Annotated in this window: 19 protein-coding genes and 1 pseudogene; 13 read left to right on the top strand and 7 right to left on the bottom strand. The window is 71.4% G+C overall.

The window, feature by feature from the left end:
- Positions 1 to 44: 44 nt before the first annotated feature.
- The 4 genes from LL648_RS39260 (at position 45) to LL648_RS39275 (ending at position 3,516) form a co-directional block, all read left to right on the top strand.
- Complete coding sequence (locus tag LL648_RS39260; protein WP_232668040.1) at positions 45 to 1,250, top strand: alanine--tRNA ligase-related protein; 1,206 nt, start codon at positions 45 to 47, stop codon at positions 1,248 to 1,250.
- On the top strand, positions 1,237 to 2,013 hold the full coding sequence (locus LL648_RS39265; protein WP_232668041.1) for a glycoside hydrolase family 16 protein: 777 nt from the start codon (positions 1,237 to 1,239) through the stop codon (positions 2,011 to 2,013). Before LL648_RS39260 ends, LL648_RS39265 begins: the two co-directional genes overlap by 14 nt.
- A 70-nt stretch (positions 2,014 to 2,083) precedes the next feature.
- A complete protein-coding gene (locus LL648_RS39270; protein ID WP_232668042.1) occupies positions 2,084 to 2,887 on the top strand; it encodes an aminoacyl--tRNA ligase-related protein in 804 nt (267 codons plus the stop codon).
- Positions 2,884 to 3,516: a His/Gly/Thr/Pro-type tRNA ligase C-terminal domain-containing protein gene (locus LL648_RS39275; protein WP_232668043.1), complete on the top strand. Its 633-nt coding sequence runs from the start codon at positions 2,884 to 2,886 to the stop codon at positions 3,514 to 3,516. Before LL648_RS39270 ends, LL648_RS39275 begins: the two co-directional genes overlap by 4 nt.
- A gap of 6 nt (positions 3,517 to 3,522) precedes the next feature.
- Here LL648_RS39275 and LL648_RS39280 read toward each other — a convergent pair whose 3' ends face one another.
- Positions 3,523 to 5,043: an acyl-CoA carboxylase subunit beta gene (locus LL648_RS39280; protein ID WP_255687410.1), complete on the bottom strand. Its 1,521-nt coding sequence runs from the start codon at positions 5,041 to 5,043 to the stop codon at positions 3,523 to 3,525.
- Positions 5,044 to 5,147: 104 nt separating this feature from the next.
- On the opposite strand from LL648_RS39280, the gene LL648_RS39285 reads away from it, so the two are divergent.
- On the top strand, positions 5,148 to 5,339 hold the full coding sequence (locus LL648_RS39285; protein WP_232668045.1) for a hypothetical protein: 192 nt from the start codon (positions 5,148 to 5,150) through the stop codon (positions 5,337 to 5,339).
- A 46-nt stretch (positions 5,340 to 5,385) separates the two neighbouring features.
- Complete coding sequence (locus LL648_RS39290; protein WP_232668046.1) at positions 5,386 to 5,709, top strand: hypothetical protein; 324 nt, start codon at positions 5,386 to 5,388, stop codon at positions 5,707 to 5,709.
- A 68-nt stretch (positions 5,710 to 5,777) separates the two neighbouring features.
- Here the strand turns inward: LL648_RS39290 and LL648_RS39295 are convergent, their stop codons facing one another.
- Complete coding sequence (locus LL648_RS39295) at positions 5,778 to 5,972, bottom strand: hypothetical protein (protein WP_232668047.1); 195 nt, start codon at positions 5,970 to 5,972, stop codon at positions 5,778 to 5,780.
- Between the two features lie 212 nt (positions 5,973 to 6,184).
- Between LL648_RS39295 and LL648_RS39300 the strand changes: the two genes are divergently transcribed.
- The 4 genes and pseudogenes from LL648_RS39300 (at position 6,185) to LL648_RS39315 (ending at position 10,476) form a co-directional block, all read left to right on the top strand.
- On the top strand, positions 6,185 to 8,197 hold the full coding sequence (locus LL648_RS39300; RefSeq protein WP_232668048.1) for an aldo/keto reductase: 2,013 nt from the start codon (positions 6,185 to 6,187) through the stop codon (positions 8,195 to 8,197).
- A gap of 60 nt (positions 8,198 to 8,257) precedes the next feature.
- Positions 8,258 to 8,824, top strand: coding sequence for a TetR/AcrR family transcriptional regulator (locus LL648_RS39305; RefSeq protein ID WP_232668049.1), 567 nt, complete (start codon positions 8,258 to 8,260; stop codon positions 8,822 to 8,824).
- A pseudogene (locus LL648_RS39310) lies at positions 8,821 to 10,005 on the top strand (FAD-dependent monooxygenase); the annotation flags it as partial. The gene LL648_RS39305 and the pseudogene LL648_RS39310, both read left to right, overlap by 4 nt.
- A 75-nt stretch (positions 10,006 to 10,080) precedes the next feature.
- Positions 10,081 to 10,476: a nitroreductase family deazaflavin-dependent oxidoreductase gene (locus LL648_RS39315; RefSeq protein ID WP_255687417.1), complete on the top strand. Its 396-nt coding sequence runs from the start codon at positions 10,081 to 10,083 to the stop codon at positions 10,474 to 10,476.
- Between the two features lie 11 nt (positions 10,477 to 10,487).
- Here the strand turns inward: LL648_RS39315 and LL648_RS39320 are convergent, their stop codons facing one another.
- From LL648_RS39320 to LL648_RS39330, 3 genes are all read right to left on the bottom strand, one after another.
- A complete protein-coding gene (locus LL648_RS39320) occupies positions 10,488 to 11,147 on the bottom strand; it encodes a flavodoxin family protein (protein ID WP_232668050.1) in 660 nt (219 codons plus the stop codon).
- A 61-nt stretch (positions 11,148 to 11,208) separates the two neighbouring features.
- Complete coding sequence (locus LL648_RS39325; RefSeq protein ID WP_232668051.1) at positions 11,209 to 11,973, bottom strand: DUF2071 domain-containing protein; 765 nt, start codon at positions 11,971 to 11,973, stop codon at positions 11,209 to 11,211.
- Between the two features lie 39 nt (positions 11,974 to 12,012).
- Complete coding sequence (locus tag LL648_RS39330; RefSeq protein ID WP_232668052.1) at positions 12,013 to 12,735, bottom strand: SDR family NAD(P)-dependent oxidoreductase; 723 nt, start codon at positions 12,733 to 12,735, stop codon at positions 12,013 to 12,015.
- Between the two features lie 65 nt (positions 12,736 to 12,800).
- On the opposite strand from LL648_RS39330, the gene LL648_RS39335 reads away from it, so the two are divergent.
- Positions 12,801 to 13,367, top strand: coding sequence for a MarR family winged helix-turn-helix transcriptional regulator (locus LL648_RS39335; RefSeq protein ID WP_232668053.1), 567 nt, complete (start codon positions 12,801 to 12,803; stop codon positions 13,365 to 13,367).
- A gap of 7 nt (positions 13,368 to 13,374) precedes the next feature.
- Here LL648_RS39335 and LL648_RS39340 read toward each other — a convergent pair whose 3' ends face one another.
- Positions 13,375 to 14,679, bottom strand: coding sequence for an erythromycin esterase family protein (locus LL648_RS39340; RefSeq protein ID WP_232668054.1), 1,305 nt, complete (start codon positions 14,677 to 14,679; stop codon positions 13,375 to 13,377).
- A gap of 177 nt (positions 14,680 to 14,856) precedes the next feature.
- Here LL648_RS39340 and LL648_RS39345 point away from each other — a divergent pair, with 177 nt between their 5' ends.
- Both LL648_RS39345 and LL648_RS39350 read left to right on the top strand, forming a co-directional pair.
- A complete protein-coding gene (locus tag LL648_RS39345) occupies positions 14,857 to 15,681 on the top strand; it encodes an SAM-dependent methyltransferase (protein WP_232668055.1) in 825 nt (274 codons plus the stop codon).
- A 6-nt stretch (positions 15,682 to 15,687) separates the two neighbouring features.
- A complete protein-coding gene (locus LL648_RS39350) occupies positions 15,688 to 17,799 on the top strand; it encodes a putative bifunctional diguanylate cyclase/phosphodiesterase (protein WP_232668056.1) in 2,112 nt (703 codons plus the stop codon).
- Positions 17,800 to 17,807: 8 nt separating this feature from the next.
- Here LL648_RS39350 and LL648_RS39355 read toward each other — a convergent pair whose 3' ends face one another.
- Positions 17,808 to 18,689 (bottom strand): helix-turn-helix domain-containing protein, encoded by an 882-nt coding sequence (locus LL648_RS39355; RefSeq protein WP_232668057.1) that lies wholly within the window; start codon positions 18,687 to 18,689, stop codon positions 17,808 to 17,810.
- Positions 18,690 to 18,781 lie beyond the last annotated feature (92 nt).

The raw sequence follows: 18,781 nt of genomic DNA on the forward strand, positions 1-18,781 counted from the left end.
CCAGCGGTCCGCTCCGGTCGTCATGATCTGAGAGAGGCACCGCCATGGACTTCGACCGCACCGTCACAACGTTCACCGAGTTCTTCCGCGAGCGCGGCCACCACCTCGTCGTGGGGGATTCGCTCATCCCGCCGCCGGGCGACCCGGTGCTGTTCACGACGTCCGGCATGCACCCGCTGACCCGGTACCTGGTTGGCGAACCGCATCCGTCGGGTCGCCGCCTGGTGAACCGCCAGCGCTGCCTGCGCACCACCGACCTCGACGAGGTCGGCGATCACACCCACCTCACCGTCTTCCAGATGCTCGGGTCGTGGTCGCTCGGCGACTATCCAGGGCCGCAGAGCCTGCACTGGGGGTTCGAGCTGCTGCGCGACGGTTACGGGATCAGCCCCGATCGGCTGCACGCCACCGTCTTCGGCGGCAACGACGAGGTCGGCCCGGACACCGGGCCCATCCGGACGTGGGAGGAGCTCGGTGTGCCGGTCGAGCCGACCCGCGACGAGAACTGGTGGTCGAACGGCGAGACCGGTCCTTGCGGACCCGACTCGGAGATCTTCGTCTGGACCGGCGAGTCCCCACCGACCGGAACGCCGACGTCCGATCCGCGCTGGGTCGAGCTGTGGAACCACGTGATGATGCGCTACCGCCGCCACGACGACGGGTCGCTGCACCCGCTCGGCCCGAACCGGCTGGACACCGGGCTCGGGCTGGAACGGCTCCTGATGGTCCTGCAGGGCAAGCGGTCGGTCTTCGACTGCGACGTGTTCGAGCCCTGGGTCCGGACCGTCGGCGACCTGTGGGACCTGGACGGGACGTCCCTGCGCGTCACGTGCGACCACCTGCGTTCGAGCATCGTCGTGATCGGCGACGGGATCCGCCCCTCCAACACCGGCCGCGGGTACGTCCTGCGGCGGCTGCTCCGCCGGGTGCTGACGATCCTGTGGCGCGACGACCCGACCCGGTCGCTGATCGACCTGCCCTCCGAGCCGATCGACCGCACGTTCCACCAGTTCCTGCAGCCCGACCCCGGCGACGTCCGCGACGTGCTGCGCGGCGAGGAGGAGCGATTCCGGTCGTTGCTGCACCGCGGCCGACGAGTGCTCTCCCGGCGCCGGACCGACGAGCCGCTCACCGAGGACGACTACCGCTACCTGCATGACACCCACGGCCTGCCGAGGGAGCTGGTCATCGACCTCCGGTCCGAGCGCGACGCCACCCATGTCCGAAACTCGTCGGGTGACCGCGCCTGACACGTTCGACGAGCACTTCACCGACCCGCAGCTCGACCCGGCGGTGTGGACCACCTCCTACCTGCCGGCGTGGAGCTCGCGCGCCGCAGCGGCGGCGACGTACACCGTGGAGCCGGACGGGCTGCACCTCTCGATCCCGCCGGAACAGCCCTTGTGGTGCCCCGACCTGCACGAAGGCCGGCTGCGGGTGTCGGCGGTGCAGAGCGGAAACTGGTCGGGCCCGCTCGGGAGCACCCGCGGTCAGCAGCCCTTCCGCGAGGGCCTGACCGTGCGAGAGGTCCAGCCGACCGTCCTCGGCTGGACCCCGCACTTCGGTCGGGTCGAGGTCGAGTGCTCAGCGCGCATCGGTCCGCGCTCCATGTTCTCCGCGTGGATGGTCGGCATCGAGGACGTCCCGACGCGTTGCGGCGAGATCTGCCTCGTCGAGGTGTTCGGCGACGCAGTTGGAGCAGACGGGGCCGCGGTCGGGTCGGGGATCCACCCCTTCCGCGACCCGGTGCTGACCGAGGAGTTCTCCGCCGACCAGCTCACCATCGACGTCTCCATGCCGCACCGGTACACCGTCGACTGGCGTCCCGGGCGTGTCGAGTTCTTCGTCGACGGGGTCGCCACCCGCGTCTGCTACCAGGCCCCGGATTACCCGATGCAGCTGATCCTCGGTGTCTTCGACTTCCCCGACCACCGGTCGGCGGTGGCAGGGGTCGCGCCGACGCCAGAACTCGTGGTGCACCGGGTGCGCGGGAGCGGCCACTCGTCCGGATAAACGGTTTGCCCGCCCCGGCTACCGTTTCCGATATCCGTTCGGCACCCGACGCAGAAGGCAGTGCAGCAAAGTGGTCAAATCCGTACTCACCCGGCGGGCGGAGAACTTCTCCGCCTGGTACCAGGATGTCGTTTCTCGCGCCGAAATGGCCGAGAACGGCCCGGCCCGGGGGAGCATGGTCATCCGACCGTGGGGGTACGCGATCTGGGAGCTCATGCAGGCCGACATGGACCGTCGGATCAAGGCCACCGGGGCGCTGAACACGGCGTTTCCGCTGTTCATCCCCATGAGCTTCCTGGAGAAGGAGAAGCAGCACGTCGAGGGCTTCTCCCCCGAGCTCGCCGTCGTCACGCACGGCGGCGGGGAGCAGCTCACCGAACCGCTGGTGGTTCGCCCCACCTCCGAAACGGTCATCAACCACTATTTCGCGAAGTGGATCCAGTCGCATCGCGACCTGCCGATGATGCTCAATCTGTGGAACAACGTGGTGCGCTGGGAACTGCGCCCACGGCTGTTCCTGCGCAACACCGAATTCCTCTGGCAGGAAGGTCACACCGCACACGCGACCCACGCGGAGGCAGCCGAAGAGGCGCTGCGGATGCTGGAGGTCTACCGGCTGTTCATGGAGGAGTCGCTGGCGATCTCGGTGGTGACGGGCGAGAAGTCGCCGGGCGAGCGGTTCGCCGGCGCCGAGCACACCTTCACGTGCGAGGCGCTGATGGGCGACGGCAAGGCGCTGCAAATGGGGACGAGCCACAACCTCGGCCACAACTTCGCGCGCGCCTTCGACATCCAGTACCTCGACGCCGAGGGCGAGCGCCGGCACGCCGCCACGACGTCGTGGGGCACATCGGCGCGGATGATCGCGGCATGATCATGGTGCACGGCGACGACCACGGGTTGCGCCTCCCTCCGACGATCGCGCCGCACCAGGTGGTCGTCCTCCAGCTCGACGACAACAGTGACAACGACAGCAGCGAGGTCGCCGACGCCGCCGCCCGCATCGTCGCGGAGCTGCGCGCCGCGGGCGTCCGGGCGCACCTCGACGCCCGCACCCACACGTCGTTCGGCCGCCGCTCCGTCGACTGGGAGCTGAAGGGCGTCCCGGTCCGGATCGAGCTGGGCGCGCGGGAGCTCGCCTCGGGGCAGGCCACGCTGGTGCGTCGCGACGACCGCAGCAAGGGCGGCGTCCCGATCGACGGCGCGGCCCGCGCCGCGGCCGCCCTGCTCGACGAGATCCAGGAGGTGCTGCTCGCGGCATCGCGGTCGTTCCGCGAGGAGCACACCCAGCCGGTCACCGACTTCGCCGAGTTCACGCGCCGCGTCGGCGACGGCGGGCTGTTCCTCGCCGGGTGGTCCGGCACGGAGGAGTCGGAGCAAGCGCTGGGCGAGGGCACCGGCGCCACGATCCGCTGCATCGTCGACGCCGAGCCGCCGTCGCCGAGCTGCCTGATCACCGGGGCGCCCGCGAAGCACACCGTGCTGATCGGACGCGCATACTAGGCCGTACTAGCGCTGACGGATCGCCCTGCTGATCGTCGCGGAGATCACGGCGCGCGTGTCGGCGGGGTCGATCACGTCGTCGATCTCGAAGACCCGCGCCGCGTTCAGGGCCTTGGCGTGGTTGCGGACCTCGGCGGTCCGGTCGGCGACGGCCGCTTCGCGCTCGTCCTCGCTCATCGCGGCGAGCTCCTTGGCGTAGCCGAGCCGGACGGCACCTTCGGGGCCCATCGCGCCGAGGTGCGCGCCAGGCCACGCCACGGTCAGGAGCGGTCGGTGGGTGCTGCCGCCCAGCATCGCCTGCGCGCCGAGCCCGTAGCCGCGGCGCAGCACGACGCCGACCAGCGGGACGGTCAATCGTGCGCCGGCGTTCACCATGCGCGAGGCGTGCCGGACCAGCCCGGCGCGCTCGGCGGCGGGCCCGACCATGAAGCCCGGCGTGTCGACGAAGGAGACGACGGGCAGCCGCCACTGCTCGCACAGCCCGAAGAAGTCGGCGGCCTTCGCCGACGCGTCGGCGGTGAGGGCGCCGGCGACGTGGGTGGACCGGTTGGCCACGATCCCGACCGGGATGCCGTCGACGCAGGCCAGCGCCGTGAGCAGCTCCGGAGCCCAACCTTCGCGCAGCCAGGTGACGCTGCTGGTGTCAGCCACGGTTTCGACGACGGGTCGGACGTCGAAGGTCTCGCGGTCGTTCGCGGGGAGGAGATCGCGCAGAGCTGTCTGGTCGTCCGCCGGGCCGGTGCTGGACGGGCCGGCGAGGTACCCGAGCACCCGACGCACGACGGCCACCGCCTCCTCCTCGTCGTCGACCACCACGTCGACGCCGCCGGTGGCCGCCTGCTCGTCGACCGGCCCGATCTCCTCCGGCGCGAACTCCCCCAGCCCACCGCCCGCGATCATCGCCGGGCCCGCCATGCCGAGGTTGGCGTCCGGCGTGGCGATCCGCAGGTCCGCGCAGCCGGCGATCACCGCGTTGCCCGCGAAGCAGCGGCCGGAGACCACGGCGATCCGCGGCACCACCCCGGCGAGCTCGCCCCACAACGCGAACGAGCCGACGTCGAGCGCCGACACGAGCGGCACGTCGACATCGCCCGGCCGGCCGCCGCCGCCCTCGGTGAAGAACACCGTGGGCAGTCCCATCCGGCCCGCCAGCTCGATGAGCCGGTCGGACTTGCGGTGACCGCGCATGCCCTGGGTGCCGGCCATGACGAGGTAGTCGTAGGAGAGCACCGCGACCGGCCTGCCGTCGACCGTCGCCGTGCCGCCGACGATCCCGTCGGCCGGCGCCTCCACGACCAGCTCTGCGAGCGGGCGGCGCCGCTCCTGGGCAGCGGTGACGAACCGGCCGTACTCCAGGAACGATCCCTTGTCGACGAGGTCCGCGATGTTCTCCCGCGCGGTCCGGCGCCCGCGCGCGTGCCACCGCCGCACAGCGTCGGGCCGGGCCTCGTCGGTGGTGAGGAAGCGCCGCGCGAGCACCTCGGTGAGCCCCTCCGCCGGCTTCTCCTCCTCGGTCACGCCCCGCATCATGCCACCGGCAATTTCGCCGCCAAGGGTTTCGGGCCGGCCAGCGATCCGGCTACCATTCATCGGATGTTCGAGCCGCTGTGAGCCCTGGGGAGTGACCGCCCGTGTCTCGTATCGCCGATCGCATCCTTTCTCTGTTCGTCCCGAACCTGCCCGCCGAAGCGGCGCACATCTACACGCTGGAGAACGAGTGCCGGACCTGCCCGGTGCCGTTGCACTTCTCGCTCTGGTACCGCTATTGCTATCACGGCAAGTGCGGACCATGGCGGAACAACGCTGAATGCAACGGTTGCTGACGGGCCCGCCCGCTCGACCATTCTCGGGTTGCGTCAGAATGGCCGCATGAACCCGATCGCCATCACGCCCGGACCCGACGGCAGCTTCCGATCCACCGCAATGGTCGAGACCGGCCGTTCCTCGCTCGTCGTCCGCCGGGCGTGGGTGACGTTCGGGTCGACGTGGGGCGAGTCACGGGTGCTGATCTCCGCGCTGGACGACGCGGGGCGGGTGATGCACCAGGGCGTGCTGGACGCCCACGTGCAGAACAACCGCCGGGTGGTGCTGGAACTGCCGTCCGGCTCGGTCATGGTCACAGTCGAGGGGCGCTGTGATCCTGGTGCGATACCGGCGGCCGGCCTGTCGGAACTGCTGCGCGACGACGACTGAGCGCGACGACCGATCGGCAAATCGGTCGGGCCACCCGCTGGAGTGGCCCGACCGGTTCGCGGCACCCGTCAGCAGGTCGGAACGCAGTACTGGCAGTTGCAGACCTCGTGCCCGCCGCTGGAGTACCGGCAGAACATGGTGTGGTAGATCGGGCAACTCTCCTTGCGGTAGCAGTACTCCCGCATGGCACATGTCGCTCTCGCAACAGCCTTCGGCGCCAGCACGGCGAGCATGCGATCACCGATCCGTCCCAATCGGTCCATCGTCGCCCCTCGATGTCGTCGACAAATTTCGGCATTGCCATGCTAGCGCCGGGGGTGTCACTCCGAATGCGCCATAGGGGCGAACAATACAAATCATCCGATGACCGGAACCGGCAATTATCTGTCCGAATTCGGTAATTCTGCATCACTCTCCGCACGGAACATCTCAGATCGTCCATGACAGCTCCGATCCGAGATGGCAGGGTATGGGCATGACTCATCAGAGGTCGGTGGCATGGGGCATCCTCGGACCGGGACGGATCGCCCGGGCGTTCGCGGCGGACCTACCGGCCTCCCGGACCGGCCGGCTGCTCGCCGTAGGCAGCCGCGACCTCGGCAGAGCGCGGGCGTTCGCCGAGGAGCACGGCGGTGAGCGCGCTTACGGCTCGTACGAGGAGCTGCTCGCCGACCCCGACGTCGACGCCGTCTACATCGCAACACCGCACACGCAGCACGCCCAGTGGGCGATCAAGGCGGCCGAGGCGGGCAAGCACGTCCTGTGCGAGAAGCCGCTGACGGTCAACCTCGCCGAGACCATGGCGGTGCTCGAGGCCGCGAAGGAGCACGACGTCTTCCTGATGGAGGCGTACATGTACCGCGCGCTCCCCCAGACGGCGAAGCTCGTCGAGCTGGTCCGCGAGGGCGCGATCGGCCGCGTGCACCAGATCGACGCATCGTTCGCCTTCAACGCGGAGCCGGTCGCGGGCAGCCGCACCTGGGAGCCGTCGCTCGCCGGTGGCGGCATCCTCGACGTCGGCGGCTACGCGGTCACCGCGGCCCGGCTGATCGCGGGCGCCGCGAACGGGCAGCCCGCCGCCGAGCCGACCTCGTTCAGCGCGGTCGGGACGCTCCTCGACACCTCCGGCGCGCAGAGCTCCGACGGTGTCGACGCGTGGACGGCGGCGACGTTGCAGTTCGAAGGCGGGATCAGCGCGCACCTCACCACCGGCGTCGGGCTCGCCGACATCAACCACATCCGCGTGACGGGCAGTGCGGGCTACCTGCTGGTGCCGCACCCGTGGTTGCCGGGCAAGAGCGGTGACGCCGTGATCGAGGTGCACCGCGCCGGGCAGCCGGTCGAGCGTGTCACGTTCGACGCGCCGCGGATCTACGCCTACGAGGCCGACCAGCTGGCCGAGCACGTCGCCGACCGGCAGGCACCGGCGATGACCTGGGCGGACACCCTCGCGACGATGGCCGTGCTCGACCAGTGGCGAGCCGCGATCGGGCTGACGTACCCGCGGGAGCGCCTCGACGCGGACGTCCCGCCGGTGTCCGGGCGCGCCCCGAAGCCGCGCGCCGGCAACCTGATGACGTACGGCGAGATCCCGGGCGTCGACAAGCGCGTGTCGCGGCTCGTGATGGGCTGCGACAACCAGCGGACCCTCCCGCACGGCAGCGTCATGTTCGACGACTTCGTCGAGCGGGGCGGCACCACGTTCGACACCGCTCACCACTACGGCGGCGGCCTGATGGAGCGGGTGCTCGGGCAGTGGATCCGCAACCGCGGGCTGCGCGACGACGTCGTGGTGATCGGCAAGGGCATGCACACGCCGAACAACACGCCCGATGCGATCACGCCGCAGCTGATGGAGACGCTCGACCGGCTGCAGACCGACTACCTCGACGTCTACTTCATGCACCGCGACAACGTCGACGTGCCGGTCGCGGAGTTCGTCGACGTGCTCGACGAGCACGTCCGCGCCGGCCGGATCAGGGCGTACGGCGGTTCGAACTGGGCGCTGCCGCGGATCGCGGCGGCCAACACCTACGCGGCGTCGGCGGGCAAGCGGGGCATGGTGGCGGTCAGCAACCAGTTCAGCCTCGCCAGGACGCTCGACGTGCCGTGGAAGGGCTGCCTCGCCTCCAACGACGACACGTCGCGCCAGTGGTTGGAGGAGAACAACTTCGTCCTGATGCCGTGGTCGAGCCAGGCCCGCGGCTTCTTCACCGGCCGCGCCGCTCCCGACGACCTGTCCGACGACGAGCTCGTGCGCTGCTGGTACAGCGACGACAACTTCGTCCGCCTGGAGCGCGCCCGCTCGCTCGCCGAGCAGCGCGGCGTCGCCCCGACAGCCGTGGCGCTGGCGTACGTCCTGCACCAGAGCTTCCCGACGTTCGCGCTGATCGGACCCCGCCGGATCAGCGAGACGGCGAGCTCCCTCGACGCGCTGAAGGTCGACCTCACGCCGGAGGAGGTCCGCTGGCTCGACCTGCGTGACTGACACCTTCCTGTACGATCGCCCTGGACGCTCGATCAGGGCGATCGACCAGGAGGTGTTCCGATGAGCTCACCAGCGGCGATCCGCGGACAGGAGGTGCGGCAGCGGCTGCTCGCCGCCGCCGCCGCACTCATCCCCGAACGCGGCTGGACGGCCGTCAGCACGCGGGTGCTCGCCGAGCGCGCCGGCGTCACGTCGAGCGTCGTGCACTACCACTTCCGGTCGCTGCCGGAGCTGCTGAACGAGGCCGTCATCAGCGCGATGCGCGGGATGCTCGGCGAGCTCGACCCGATCCTGGACGCGTCGGGCACCCCGGCCGACACGATCGACGCGCTGCTGGCCGGGCTCGACGGCTACTCCGGGACCGACCCGATGACGCTGCTGTTCACGGAGGCCTACCTCGCCGCCACGCGCGACGACCGGCTCCGGGCCGCGATGCTCGACGTGATCGACGAGTTCCGCGGGCAGGTCGCCGACCGGTTGCGCGCGGCCGGGATCGCGGAGCCGGAGGCGACCGCGGCGGTGGTCATGGCCACGCTCGACGGGCTGATGCTGCACCGCTCGCTCGCCCCGGAGCAGGGACCCGTCGCGGCGGTGCTGCGCCGCCTCGTCAGCGGGCCGGCCCGATGAAGGTCGTGATCTGCGGCGCCGGGATCGCCGGGCTGACGCTCGCGAACCGGGTTGCCGCCTCGGGTGGCGAGGTCGTCATCGTGGAGCGGGCCCACGGGCCGCGCACGCAGGGCTACATGATCGATTTCTTCGGCCCCGGCTACGACGCGCTGGAGCGGATGGGCCTCCTGCCCGCGATCAAAGAGGTGTCCTACCACGTGCAGGAGGCGGCGCTGCTCGACGAGAGCGGGCGCCGTCGAGCGGGTGTGTCGTACACGCAGCTCGCCGACGCGGTGCAGGGCCGGCTGCTCGACGTCATGCGCCCCGACCTCGAACGCGTCCTGCGCGAACACCTGCCACCCACCGTCGACCTGCGGTTCGGGACCGGACTGACCGCGATCGAGGATCGTCCCGACGGGGTGCGCGTCACGCTCTCCGACGGCGCGGTCCTCGACGCCGACCTGCTCGTCGGTGCCGACGGCGTGCACTCCACGGTCCGCTCGCTCGCTTTCGGACCGGAAGCGCACTACGTCCGGCAGCTCGGCTTCCACACCGCAGCGTTCACGTTCGCCGACCCCGAGGTGCACGAGGCCGTCCGCGGCCGGTTCGGCCTCACCGACACCATCGGCCGGCAGATGGGGTTCTACGGACTCCGGGACGGCGGGGTCACGTCCTTCAGGGTCGCGGCATTCGCGGTGCACCGCACCTCCGAGCCCGCGCTCCCGGACGACCCGCGCGCCGCGATCCGCGACATCTACGGCTCGCTGGGCTGGCTGGTGCCGCGGGCGCTCGACCGCTGCCCGCCCGCGTCGGAGATCTTCTACGACCAGGTCGCGCAGGTCGTGATGCCCGGCTGGCACCGAGGCCGGGTGGTGCTCCTCGGCGACGCCGCCTACGCCGTCTCGCTGATCGCGGGGCAAGGGGCGTCGCTGGCCATTGGCGGCGCCTTCGTGCTGGCCGAGCAGCTGGCGCGGGCCGGATCGGTCGCGGAGGCACTGGAGCGGTACGAGCAGATCTGGCGGCCGGTCGCCGAGGACAAGCAGCGGGTCGGGCGCGCCGGCGCGCGCTGGTTCCTGCCCGCAACCCAGCGCCAGCTCGTGGTCCGACGGGCCGGCCTGGCGCTCGCGCGGCTGCCGGGCGGCAGTCGCGTGATGGCCCGGAGCATCACCGGCAAACCCACCACCGCGATCGGGCAACGCCGCAGCTCCCGGCCGTCGCCCCTGCTGCGGCTGCTCTTCCGGCTGCCGGCGCGGCTCTACGCGGCGGACCTCGGCCGGCTGCTCGGCAACCGCTTCCTGTGCCTCACCCACGTGGGCCGGCGCAGCGGCCGGCGCTACCGGACCGTCCTCGAAGTGATCGGCGCCGACCCCGCGAGCGGCGAGATGATGGTCATCGCCGGGCTCGGCCCGTCGTCCGACTGGTACCGCAATGTCCAGGCCGGCCCGGCCGTCGAGGTCAGCGTCGGCAGCCGCCGATTTGCGCCCACCCATCGCACGCTCGACGAGGCGGAGGCCGTCGCCGTGCTGGCCGGCTACGAGCGTCGCAACCGGTGGCTCACACCCGTCCTGCGGCCGGTCCTCAGCAGGTTGCTGGGCTGGCGGTACGACGGCAGCGCCGCGGCGCGGCGACGGATGGCCGGCCAGCTGCCCGTGGTCGCCCTGCGCCCGCGATAGCCGCCTCCCGCTCAAGGGGTGCCGACGCGCTCCGGGTCGGGTGCGGCCCACACGCGGTTCGAGCGTGGAGTGTCGATCCGGTAGTCGGTGATCCGGGCGTCGAACAGCCGTCTGCCCAGGTCGGCGGCGTGCTCCAGCGGCCGGGCCGGGTCGGCGGCCACCTCACCCCGGCTGTTGCCGATGCCGACGGCCACCCCGACGAGCTCCTGGTGCAGGTAGCGCGTCAGCTCCTGGAACTGGGCGATCACCCCGAGCGTGGCGCCGCGGTAGCTCTCCTCGCAGGCGATCGTCACCGCCACCCGCTTGCCCATGAGCCCGGCCGCAACACCGTCGCCGTCGGTGGCGCTGCCCGAGGTGTAGCAGAACATCCGGTCGAAGAACGTCTTCAACGCACCCGACATCCCGTACCAGTACAGCGGTGTCGCGATGATCAACCCGTCGGCAGGGACGACCTGGTCGAGCAGCAGGCGCTCGTACCCGTCCCCGATCGTGCACGCCCCGTCGACGGCCCGGCAGGTGCGGCAGTCGCGCAGCAGGCCCTGCACGTGATCCGACAGGTACGCGAACTCGACGCGGTGGCCCGCCTCCCGCGCGCCGTCCGCGGCGGCCTGCGCCATCAGTGCGGAGTTGCCGTTGCGTCGTGGGCTGGAGCTCAGTACGAGGACGTTCATGATCCGCTCACTCTCGCCCGGCGGCGCCGATCCCGGAAGACGGCACTTCCCGGTAACCGGGTTACCGGCGAGGAACCGGGTAGCGGCGCGGCGGGGTGTGGATGTCGAAATGCAGCGACGGCTGGGCGAGCACGGAGTGCGGGACGGAATCGGCGTCGACCAGCCCGAGCTGCTCGAACAGCGCGAACCGCGCCGAGCGGGCCGCGAGCAGCCGGGGCGTCATCGGCGGGTGCCAGATGCTGTACTCCCCGACGCCACCGCTGCGGCGCCCGTACCAGCCCGACGTGGGGTGCGTGAGGAACTCCATCCATTCGTCCCGGCTGGTGAACCCGTCGAGCCGGTCGGACTCGGAACCGGTCTCGACGGCCTCGCACGCGCTCGTGGACGACCGGTCGGTAGCGGTCAACCGCCACCGGCCGGCGTCGGCGGCCCACTCGCCGTCGATCTCGATGCGGGTGCGCCGCCACGGCATGCCCCACACCAGCCTCGGCAGCCCCACCAGCACGTGGTCGAGGCTGGTCGCGAAGAACCACACGCCCGCCCGGCCGTGCGCGGTGACGTAGGCCCGGTAGTTGATCTGCCCGCACGAGATCGCCACGGGCGGGCAGAACCGGAAGTGGAAGTCGCGGTCGACGAACGCGACCGCCGACACCAGCGCGCCCGGCCGCCCGTCGTCGAAGACCACCTCACGTGGCGCGAACCCGGCCGGCAGCAGCGCCGCCAATGCTGCCGTCTCGACCCGGTAGGTGACGATCGCGAAGTGGTCGAGCTCCGTCTCGGCGTGGAACCAGCGGCGCGGCGGCCGCTGGGTACCGACGAACGTCACCCCACGAAGCTAGCCGATCTGCGAGCCGGGAGTCGCACCTCAGCGGGTGGTGTGCGCGCCACCGTTGACGGCGAGGACCTGCCCGGTGATCTGCCGGGCCGTCGGACCTGCCAGGAACGCGACCGCACCGGCGATGTCGTCGGGCCGGCCGGCGCGGCCGGTAAGGGTCGATTCGACGAGCGTCTGCCGCCGGCTCTCAGCGAGTTTGTCGCGGAAGAACTCGGTGGCGGCGATGTACCCGGGTGCGACGGTGTTGACGGTGATGTCGTGCGGGCCGAGGCTGCCGGCGAGGTCGACCGTCCAGGACGCGAGGCCGGCCTTCGCCGCGCCGTACGCGCCGGCGCCCTGGTCCGCCGCGATCGACCCGATGTTGATCACTGCGCCGCCCGGGGCGAGCCGGTCCCGCAGCGCGGTGGTGACCAGTACCGCCGAGACCAGGTTCCCGTCGAGGTTGGCCCGCCAGGCGGCGGCCGTCTCGGCGAGCGTCGTGGGCGCGGCTCGGTCGAAGTCGGTGTTGCCACCGGCATTGTTGACCAGCACGTCGACCTCCGCCGGCAGCTGGTCCACCGCGGCGAGCACCTGGTCGGGATCCGTCGCGTCGAACGCGACGCCGCGGGCCGGCTCGCCGAGCTCGGCCACCGCGTCGGCGAGCACCTCCTGCCGGCGACCGGTGAGGATCACCCGGTCCCCGGCGGCGTGGAAGGCCTCGGCCGCGGCGCGGCCGATGCCGGTGGCCGCGCCGGTGATGACGACGGTGCGCATATATCGTGTCCTCTCGATTGACTTCAGATCTAAAGTTTAGACCTAAAGTCGGACGGAGGCGACCCGTGGTGGATGGCTCGAAGGCGCACACGCCCATCGAGGCGGACGAGATCACCTCGGCGTGGGCGCGTGAGCGTCCGGGAATGCCCGTCGACGCCATGGCGACAGTGACCCGCGTCTGGCAGCTGGCGAAGGTCTTCGGCGACCAGCGCCGCCGGATCATCGCTGCCGGCGGCGCCGACCAGGCAACACTCGACCTGCTATCGGTGCTGCGCCGGGCCGGCCCGCCCTACGAGCTCGCACCCGGCGACATCGCGCGACGGGCGATGGTGACCGCCGGCGCGATCTCGCAGCGGCTGACGAGGGCCGAGCAAGCCGGTCTGGTCGAACGCGACCGCATCCCGGGGGCGCGGCACGGGGTCGTGCGCCTGCTCCCGGCCGGCCACGATCTCGTGGATCGGCTGGTGGGCAGCATCGCCGAGCTCGACGCCACCCTTCTCGCGGCGCTCGACCCCAGCCAGCGCGACACGCTCGACCAGCTGTTGCGCGTGCTGCTCGCCGACGCCGAGCACAGGTTCGGCCCGCAGCCGGTCACCCAGGTCGGCGCCGAACCGGCGCACCGATCGGGCTGAACGCACCTCAGCCCGCCGGCGCCACCTGCTGGGTGTGCACGATCACGTCGAACCACTGCGCCGCCGTTCCGCCGTCGGTGGTCGACCCCGGCCCGTTCGGGCCGCGGGTGGTGATCGGCGCGTCGAGCCACTCGCGAACCACCTGCGGAGCAGCAGCGCGCAGGTCCAGCACGAACCTCTCGTGCCCCACGAGGCCGAACGGGTGCTCGAACCAGCCCTCGGTGGCGGCCGGCAAAGCGACGGTCTGCCCACCGCCGCCTACGCTGCCGTGGTCGAACGTGAAGCCGATCGACAGGTAGCGCGCACCCAGACGTTCGCGCAGGTGGGAGCCGACGCTCCGGAAGTGGATCTCCCCATCGGGCGAGCTGATGCGCAGCGTGGACGCGCTTGCGGTGTGCGGGCTCGCCGCCCAGTACGCGATCTTGTGGCCGGTCCGCGCCCGCCACCACTCCAGGTTCTCGGCCGCCCGCGCGTCGCGGAACGCGTGGCTCTCGCTCTCCGGGAGGCGGAAGTGCTCGTAGAACGAGACGATCTGGCGGGCGGTGTGCTCGGCGAGCGCGTACCCGTCGTCACCGGTCGCGTGCAGGAGCCCGCTGACCAGGTCGTGCAGCTCACGCGCGTGGCGCGCGTACGGCTCCTTGTCCGGCAACGCCATGAAGGCCTGGATGTGCTCGAAGATGTTCGCCGACGCCGGGCGCAGGATCCGCACCTGCTCGCGCAGCTCGGCGAGCCGGTCCGGTGCGGCCGCCGCGACGTAGGCGTCGATCGCGTCGTAGGCGCCCTGCCCGGTCAGGTAGTACTCGACGCCGACGAACCGCACCTTGTCGGTCCGGCCGGCGTTGAAGTCGCGCAGCCACCGCAGCACGTCGGCCACCTCGCGCGACTGCCACTGCGGGCTCATCGTCGCCACCAGCTCGTCCGCGTCACCGACGCCGCCGGTGACGTACTCGTCGATCCGACGCCCCGTCGTCCAGTCGTCCTCCCACGCGACCGACCGGAAGCCCAGCTGCTCCACCAGCACCCGCAACGCGCGGTGCTTGAGCGTCAGCTCGTCGGCCGCGCCGTGCACCGACTCCCCGAGCCCGACGACCGCAGCCCCACCGACCGCAGCCCCACCGACGGCGACCTTCAGCGGAGGGCCGAGGTCGTCGAGCGGGGCACCGGGATCGGCGGTCACCAGCGGCGCCGCGGTGGCGTCGGCCCACTCGGGCACCGACGCGGCACCCGCCGCTCCCCTGCATCCCGCCAGCACGACCACTGCCGCAGCTGCCACAACCGCCGCCGAACGCCTTCCCCACATGCTCGTTTCCATGCCAGCAGGGTCGTGCGCGGGTTCTCCACAGGCATCTGCTCGCGGGCGACACCCCACCTACTCCCCCGGGACGACGTCACGGCGACCGAGATCACTGATCCACCCTGCGGGCAGGGCCCCGGATGGCATGATCCGGCGTGGAGTTCACGGTCGCGGTCCTGGGGGAAGGCTGAATTCATGACAGGTGCGCCAGGATGGTCGTCCCGCGACATCGACTACACGAAGCCGAGCGTTGCCCGCGTCTACGACTACTACCTCGGCGGCTCGCACAACTTCGAGTCCGACCGGCTCTTCGGCGAGCAGGCCCTGAAGGCCATGCCGCACCTCCCGACCATCCTGCGGGACAACCGCGCGTTCTTGCGCCGGGTCGTGCGACACCTGACGGCCGCCGGCGTCGACCAGTTCCTCGACCTCGGCTCGGGCATCCCGACCGTTGGCAACGTCCACGAGGTCGCGCAAGAGGTGAACCCGCAGGCCCGGATCGTCTACGTCGACCACGACCCGGTCGCCATCGCGCACAGCCACTCGCTGCTCGACGGCAACGGCCGCGCCACGGCGATCTCGGCCGACATCCGCAACCCGCGGCAGGTTGTCGCCGACGCCGTCGCGACCGGGCTGCTCGACCTGGACCGTCCGGTTGCCGTCCTGCTCATCGCCGTCCTGCACTTCGTGCACGACCACGACGACCCGGCCGGGATCATCGCCGGCTACGTGGACCGGGTCGCGCCGGGCAGCCATGTCGCGATCAGCCACGCACGCGCCGACGGGCAGGCCGCGCTGCGGGACGCCGCGAAGGTCTACGACCAGGACACCTCGCCGAACTCGATGCGGCTGCGCACGGCGGCGGAGGTTCAGGAACTCTTCGGCGACCTCACGATGGTCCCGCCCGGCGTCGTCCTGCTCCCCCGATGGCACCCCGAACAGGGCGACGATCCCGACGAGAAGGCCGCGGACGTGCCTGACGACTACCCCGGCCTCGCCGGCCTCGCACGCCGTGACTGAGCGCCCATGACCCGTCCGGAGGACCTGGCGGCGCAGTGGCGGCGAGCGGTCGCCCACACGAGCCTGGTCTCGATGGACCGCAAGTCGATGCTGTGGTTCCTGACCGGGCTGTCCCGCGAGCTCGTCGACGCGGCCGTCACCGGCGACCGGGCGTCGGCCGTCGGCAGGTCGGTCGGCATGCGGCTGGTCGAAGCCCACTTCACCGAGCCCGACGCGCTCGAGAAGTCGTTGTCGCTGCTGGGTGAGCGGCTGCAGGCGGCCGTGCCGGACGGGGTGGACGCAACCAAGCGGGTCGCAGGCATGCTCGCCGGGATCGCGGCCGGGTACGCCCGCGCGCTGCAGTCCCTCACCCGCCGCGAGCAGCAGCAGATCGCCGCCGCGGCGTTCACGGCGCGCAGCGAGGCGGAGGCACGCTTCCGATCGGTCTTCGACGTCGCGGTCATCGGGATCGCCGTGTCCCGGCTCGACGGCGAGATCCTCCAGGTCAACAAGGCGTTGGCGGAGATGCTGGGCTACGTCCCGCCCGAGATCGAGGGCCGGCAGTTCTGGGAGTTCACCCATCCCAGCGACCCCCCGCACGCCTGGGAGCAGGTCAAGCAGCTGCTGGAAGGCGAGTTCGACCACGTGCGGATGGAGAAGCCGTACCGGCGCAAGGACGGGACGTCGATCCTGACGAACCTCGTGCTGTCGTTGATCCGCGACGAGCACGCGCGACCGCAGTACGTCGTGTCGTTGATGGAGAACATCACCGACCAGCGGCACATGCAGGACCGGCTACGGCACCAGGCCCTGCACGACCCGCTCACCGATCTGCCCAACCGGACGTTGTTCTTCGAACGCCTCGACGCCGCGCTCGTCGGCGGCGGCCCGGAGCACGGGCCGGGAATCTGCTACCTGGATCTCGACGGCTTCAAGGCGATCAACGACACGCTCGGGCACGGCACGGGCGACGCGCTGCTGCGCACGCTCGCGCAACGGCTGCTCGCCCGCCTCGGCTCCGACGGCCACCTCGTCGCGCGCATGGGCGGCGACGAGTTCGTCGTGCTCGTCGAACGCAGCTCCGGGATCGAGCACCTGCAGGACGTCGCCCGTGCCGCGTTGGACGTCGTGCGCCGGCCCGTGCTGCTCGACGGCCACACGATCACCGTCACCGCGAGCATCGGCGTCGTGCAGTACTCCGAGGGCGGCACCGGCGCCGCGGAGCTGATGAAGGCCGCGGACACCACGATGTACTGGGCGAAGGCCGACGGGCAGGACCGGATCGCGCTGTTCGACCGCGGCCGCCACCAGCGTGACGTCACCCGTTTCGCGCTCAGCTCACGCATGCCGAAGGCGCTGGCGAACGGCGAGTTCTACGTCGAGTACCAGCCGCTCGTCCGGATGCGCGACCACAAGATGGTCGGCGTCGAGGCGCTCACCCGCTGGCGACTGCCCGACGGCCGCCGGCTCGGGCCCGCCGACTTCATCCCGCTCGCGGAACAGACCGGCCTGATCGTCCCGCTTGGCCGGGAGATCCTCACGACGGCGTGCCGGCAAGCCGTCGAGTGGGCGAACGCCGAGTCGCCGCTCCCGCTGGTGATGAGCGTCAACCTCGCCCAACGGCAGGTCCGGGAACCGACCTTCACCGAGGACCTCGAGACCATCCTCGACGAGACCGGGTGCCCGCCGCACATGCTCGAGCTGGAGCTGACCGAGAGCGACCTGATGGGCACCGACCGGGACTCGCTCGACACGCTCCGGACCATCGCCGCGATGGGGGTCCGGATCGCCATCGACGACTTCGGCACCGGCTACTCCAACCTTGCCTACCTGCGTCACCTGCCCGTGCACACGCTCAAGCTCGCCGGCCCGTTCATCAGCGGTGGCCTCGACGGGAGCGCCGGGAACGGCGCAGATGCAACGGTCGACGTCGAGGTCGTGGCGTCGGTCGTCCAGCTCGCCCACGTGCTCGGCCTCTCCGTCACCGCCGAGTCGATCGAGACGCCGACGCAGCAGCAACGACTGCTCGCCCTCGGCTGCGACACCGGCCAGGGCTGGTTCTTTGCGCCGTCGCTCCCGCCGGCCCGGATCCCGCAGCTGGCGGCGGCCCCGACCTGGCCGGCGGCCGCGGACGCATGAACCCGGGTCTACCGGTTTGCGAGTGTCGTGGCGTCGAGCTGGGCCGGCAGGGTCTGGCTCGCCAGCAGCCGCAGCGCGTCGGCGGACGCGGGGTCGTCGGGGGTGTAGACCTCGAGCCGGTGATCGGTGCTGTCCGGTTGCAGCCAGACCTGGTAGTTCACGGTGAGCCGGCCGACCGTGGGGTGCTGCAGCTGCTGGGTGCCGACCGTGCAGTCGGCGACGTCGCCGGTGGTCCAGAGCGACGCGAAGACGTCGCTGCGCATCATCAGCTCCCCGATCAGCTCGGCGAGCCGGGCGTCGGTGGGATAGCGCCCAGCCGTCAGCCGCAGGTAGGCGACGTGGACGCGGGAGAGCTCGGCCCAGTTGCGATAGAGGTCGCGGGTGTGCGGGTCGAGGAAGAACATCCGCGGGATCGACGGGCGCCGGGCGGGGTCGTGCGGCGCGTCGAAGTCGAGCTGCTCGGCGAGGAGGGCGTGCCCGGTGCGGTTCCAGGCCAGCACGTCGCCGCGGCGGCCCAGCACGACGGCCGGGGTCGTGTCGGCCATCGACCCCAGCAGCGCGAGCACCCGGTGGTGCGGACGTTCCGGGCGCGACCGGATCAGGCGCGCCGACGTGGGCCGGCGGGCGAGGTTGTGCAGGTGGATCGTCTCGGTCGGGTCGAGCTGGAGGACCCGCGCGAGCGCGTCGAGCACCTGACCCGACGCCGTGCCGGCCTGGTCCTGCTCGAGCCGGGTGTAGTAGCCGGTGCTCATGCCGGCGAGCTGCGCGAGCTCCTCGCGGCGCAGCCCCGGCACCCGGCGGGACGAACCGAAGGTGCGCAACCCGACGTCCGCCGGCCGCACGCGGGCGCGGCGGATCTTCAGAAAGGTCCCGAGGCTCTCCCGCTCCACAGTGTTCGAGCCTAACCGCGCCGGCCGCCGCCTGGGTGCACCTGCGAGATGTACCCCTGCCAGGGGTCTGGTTGTGGTGCGGGCACCGCACG

It is taken from the genome of Pseudonocardia sp. TRM90224, from assembly GCF_021245725.1.
Taxonomy (GTDB): Bacteria; Actinomycetota; Actinomycetes; order Mycobacteriales; family Pseudonocardiaceae; genus Pseudonocardia.

Excerpts from the sequence above, each read along its gene's own strand:
- LL648_RS39260 (WP_232668040.1), top strand. The coding sequence starts at position 45 with ATGGACTTCGACCGCACCGTCACAACGTTCACCGAGTTCTTCCGCGAG.
- LL648_RS39275 (WP_232668043.1), top strand. The coding sequence starts at position 2,884 with ATGATCATGGTGCACGGCGACGACCACGGGTTGCGCCTCCCTCCGACG.
- LL648_RS39280 (WP_255687410.1), bottom strand. The coding sequence starts at position 5,043 with ATGCGGGGCGTGACCGAGGAGGAGAAGCCGGCGGAGGGGCTCACCGAG.
- LL648_RS39290 (WP_232668046.1), top strand. The coding sequence starts at position 5,386 with ATGAACCCGATCGCCATCACGCCCGGACCCGACGGCAGCTTCCGATCC.
- LL648_RS39295 (WP_232668047.1), bottom strand. The coding sequence starts at position 5,972 with ATGGACCGATTGGGACGGATCGGTGATCGCATGCTCGCCGTGCTGGCG.
- LL648_RS39300 (WP_232668048.1), top strand. The coding sequence starts at position 6,185 with ATGACTCATCAGAGGTCGGTGGCATGGGGCATCCTCGGACCGGGACGG.
- LL648_RS39305 (WP_232668049.1), top strand. The coding sequence starts at position 8,258 with ATGAGCTCACCAGCGGCGATCCGCGGACAGGAGGTGCGGCAGCGGCTG.
- LL648_RS39320 (WP_232668050.1), bottom strand. The coding sequence starts at position 11,147 with ATGAACGTCCTCGTACTGAGCTCCAGCCCACGACGCAACGGCAACTCC.
- LL648_RS39330 (WP_232668052.1), bottom strand. The coding sequence starts at position 12,735 with ATGCGCACCGTCGTCATCACCGGCGCGGCCACCGGCATCGGCCGCGCC.
- LL648_RS39340 (WP_232668054.1), bottom strand. The coding sequence starts at position 14,679 with ATGGAAACGAGCATGTGGGGAAGGCGTTCGGCGGCGGTTGTGGCAGCT.
- LL648_RS39345 (WP_232668055.1), top strand. The coding sequence starts at position 14,857 with ATGACAGGTGCGCCAGGATGGTCGTCCCGCGACATCGACTACACGAAG.
- LL648_RS39350 (WP_232668056.1), top strand. The coding sequence starts at position 15,688 with ATGACCCGTCCGGAGGACCTGGCGGCGCAGTGGCGGCGAGCGGTCGCC.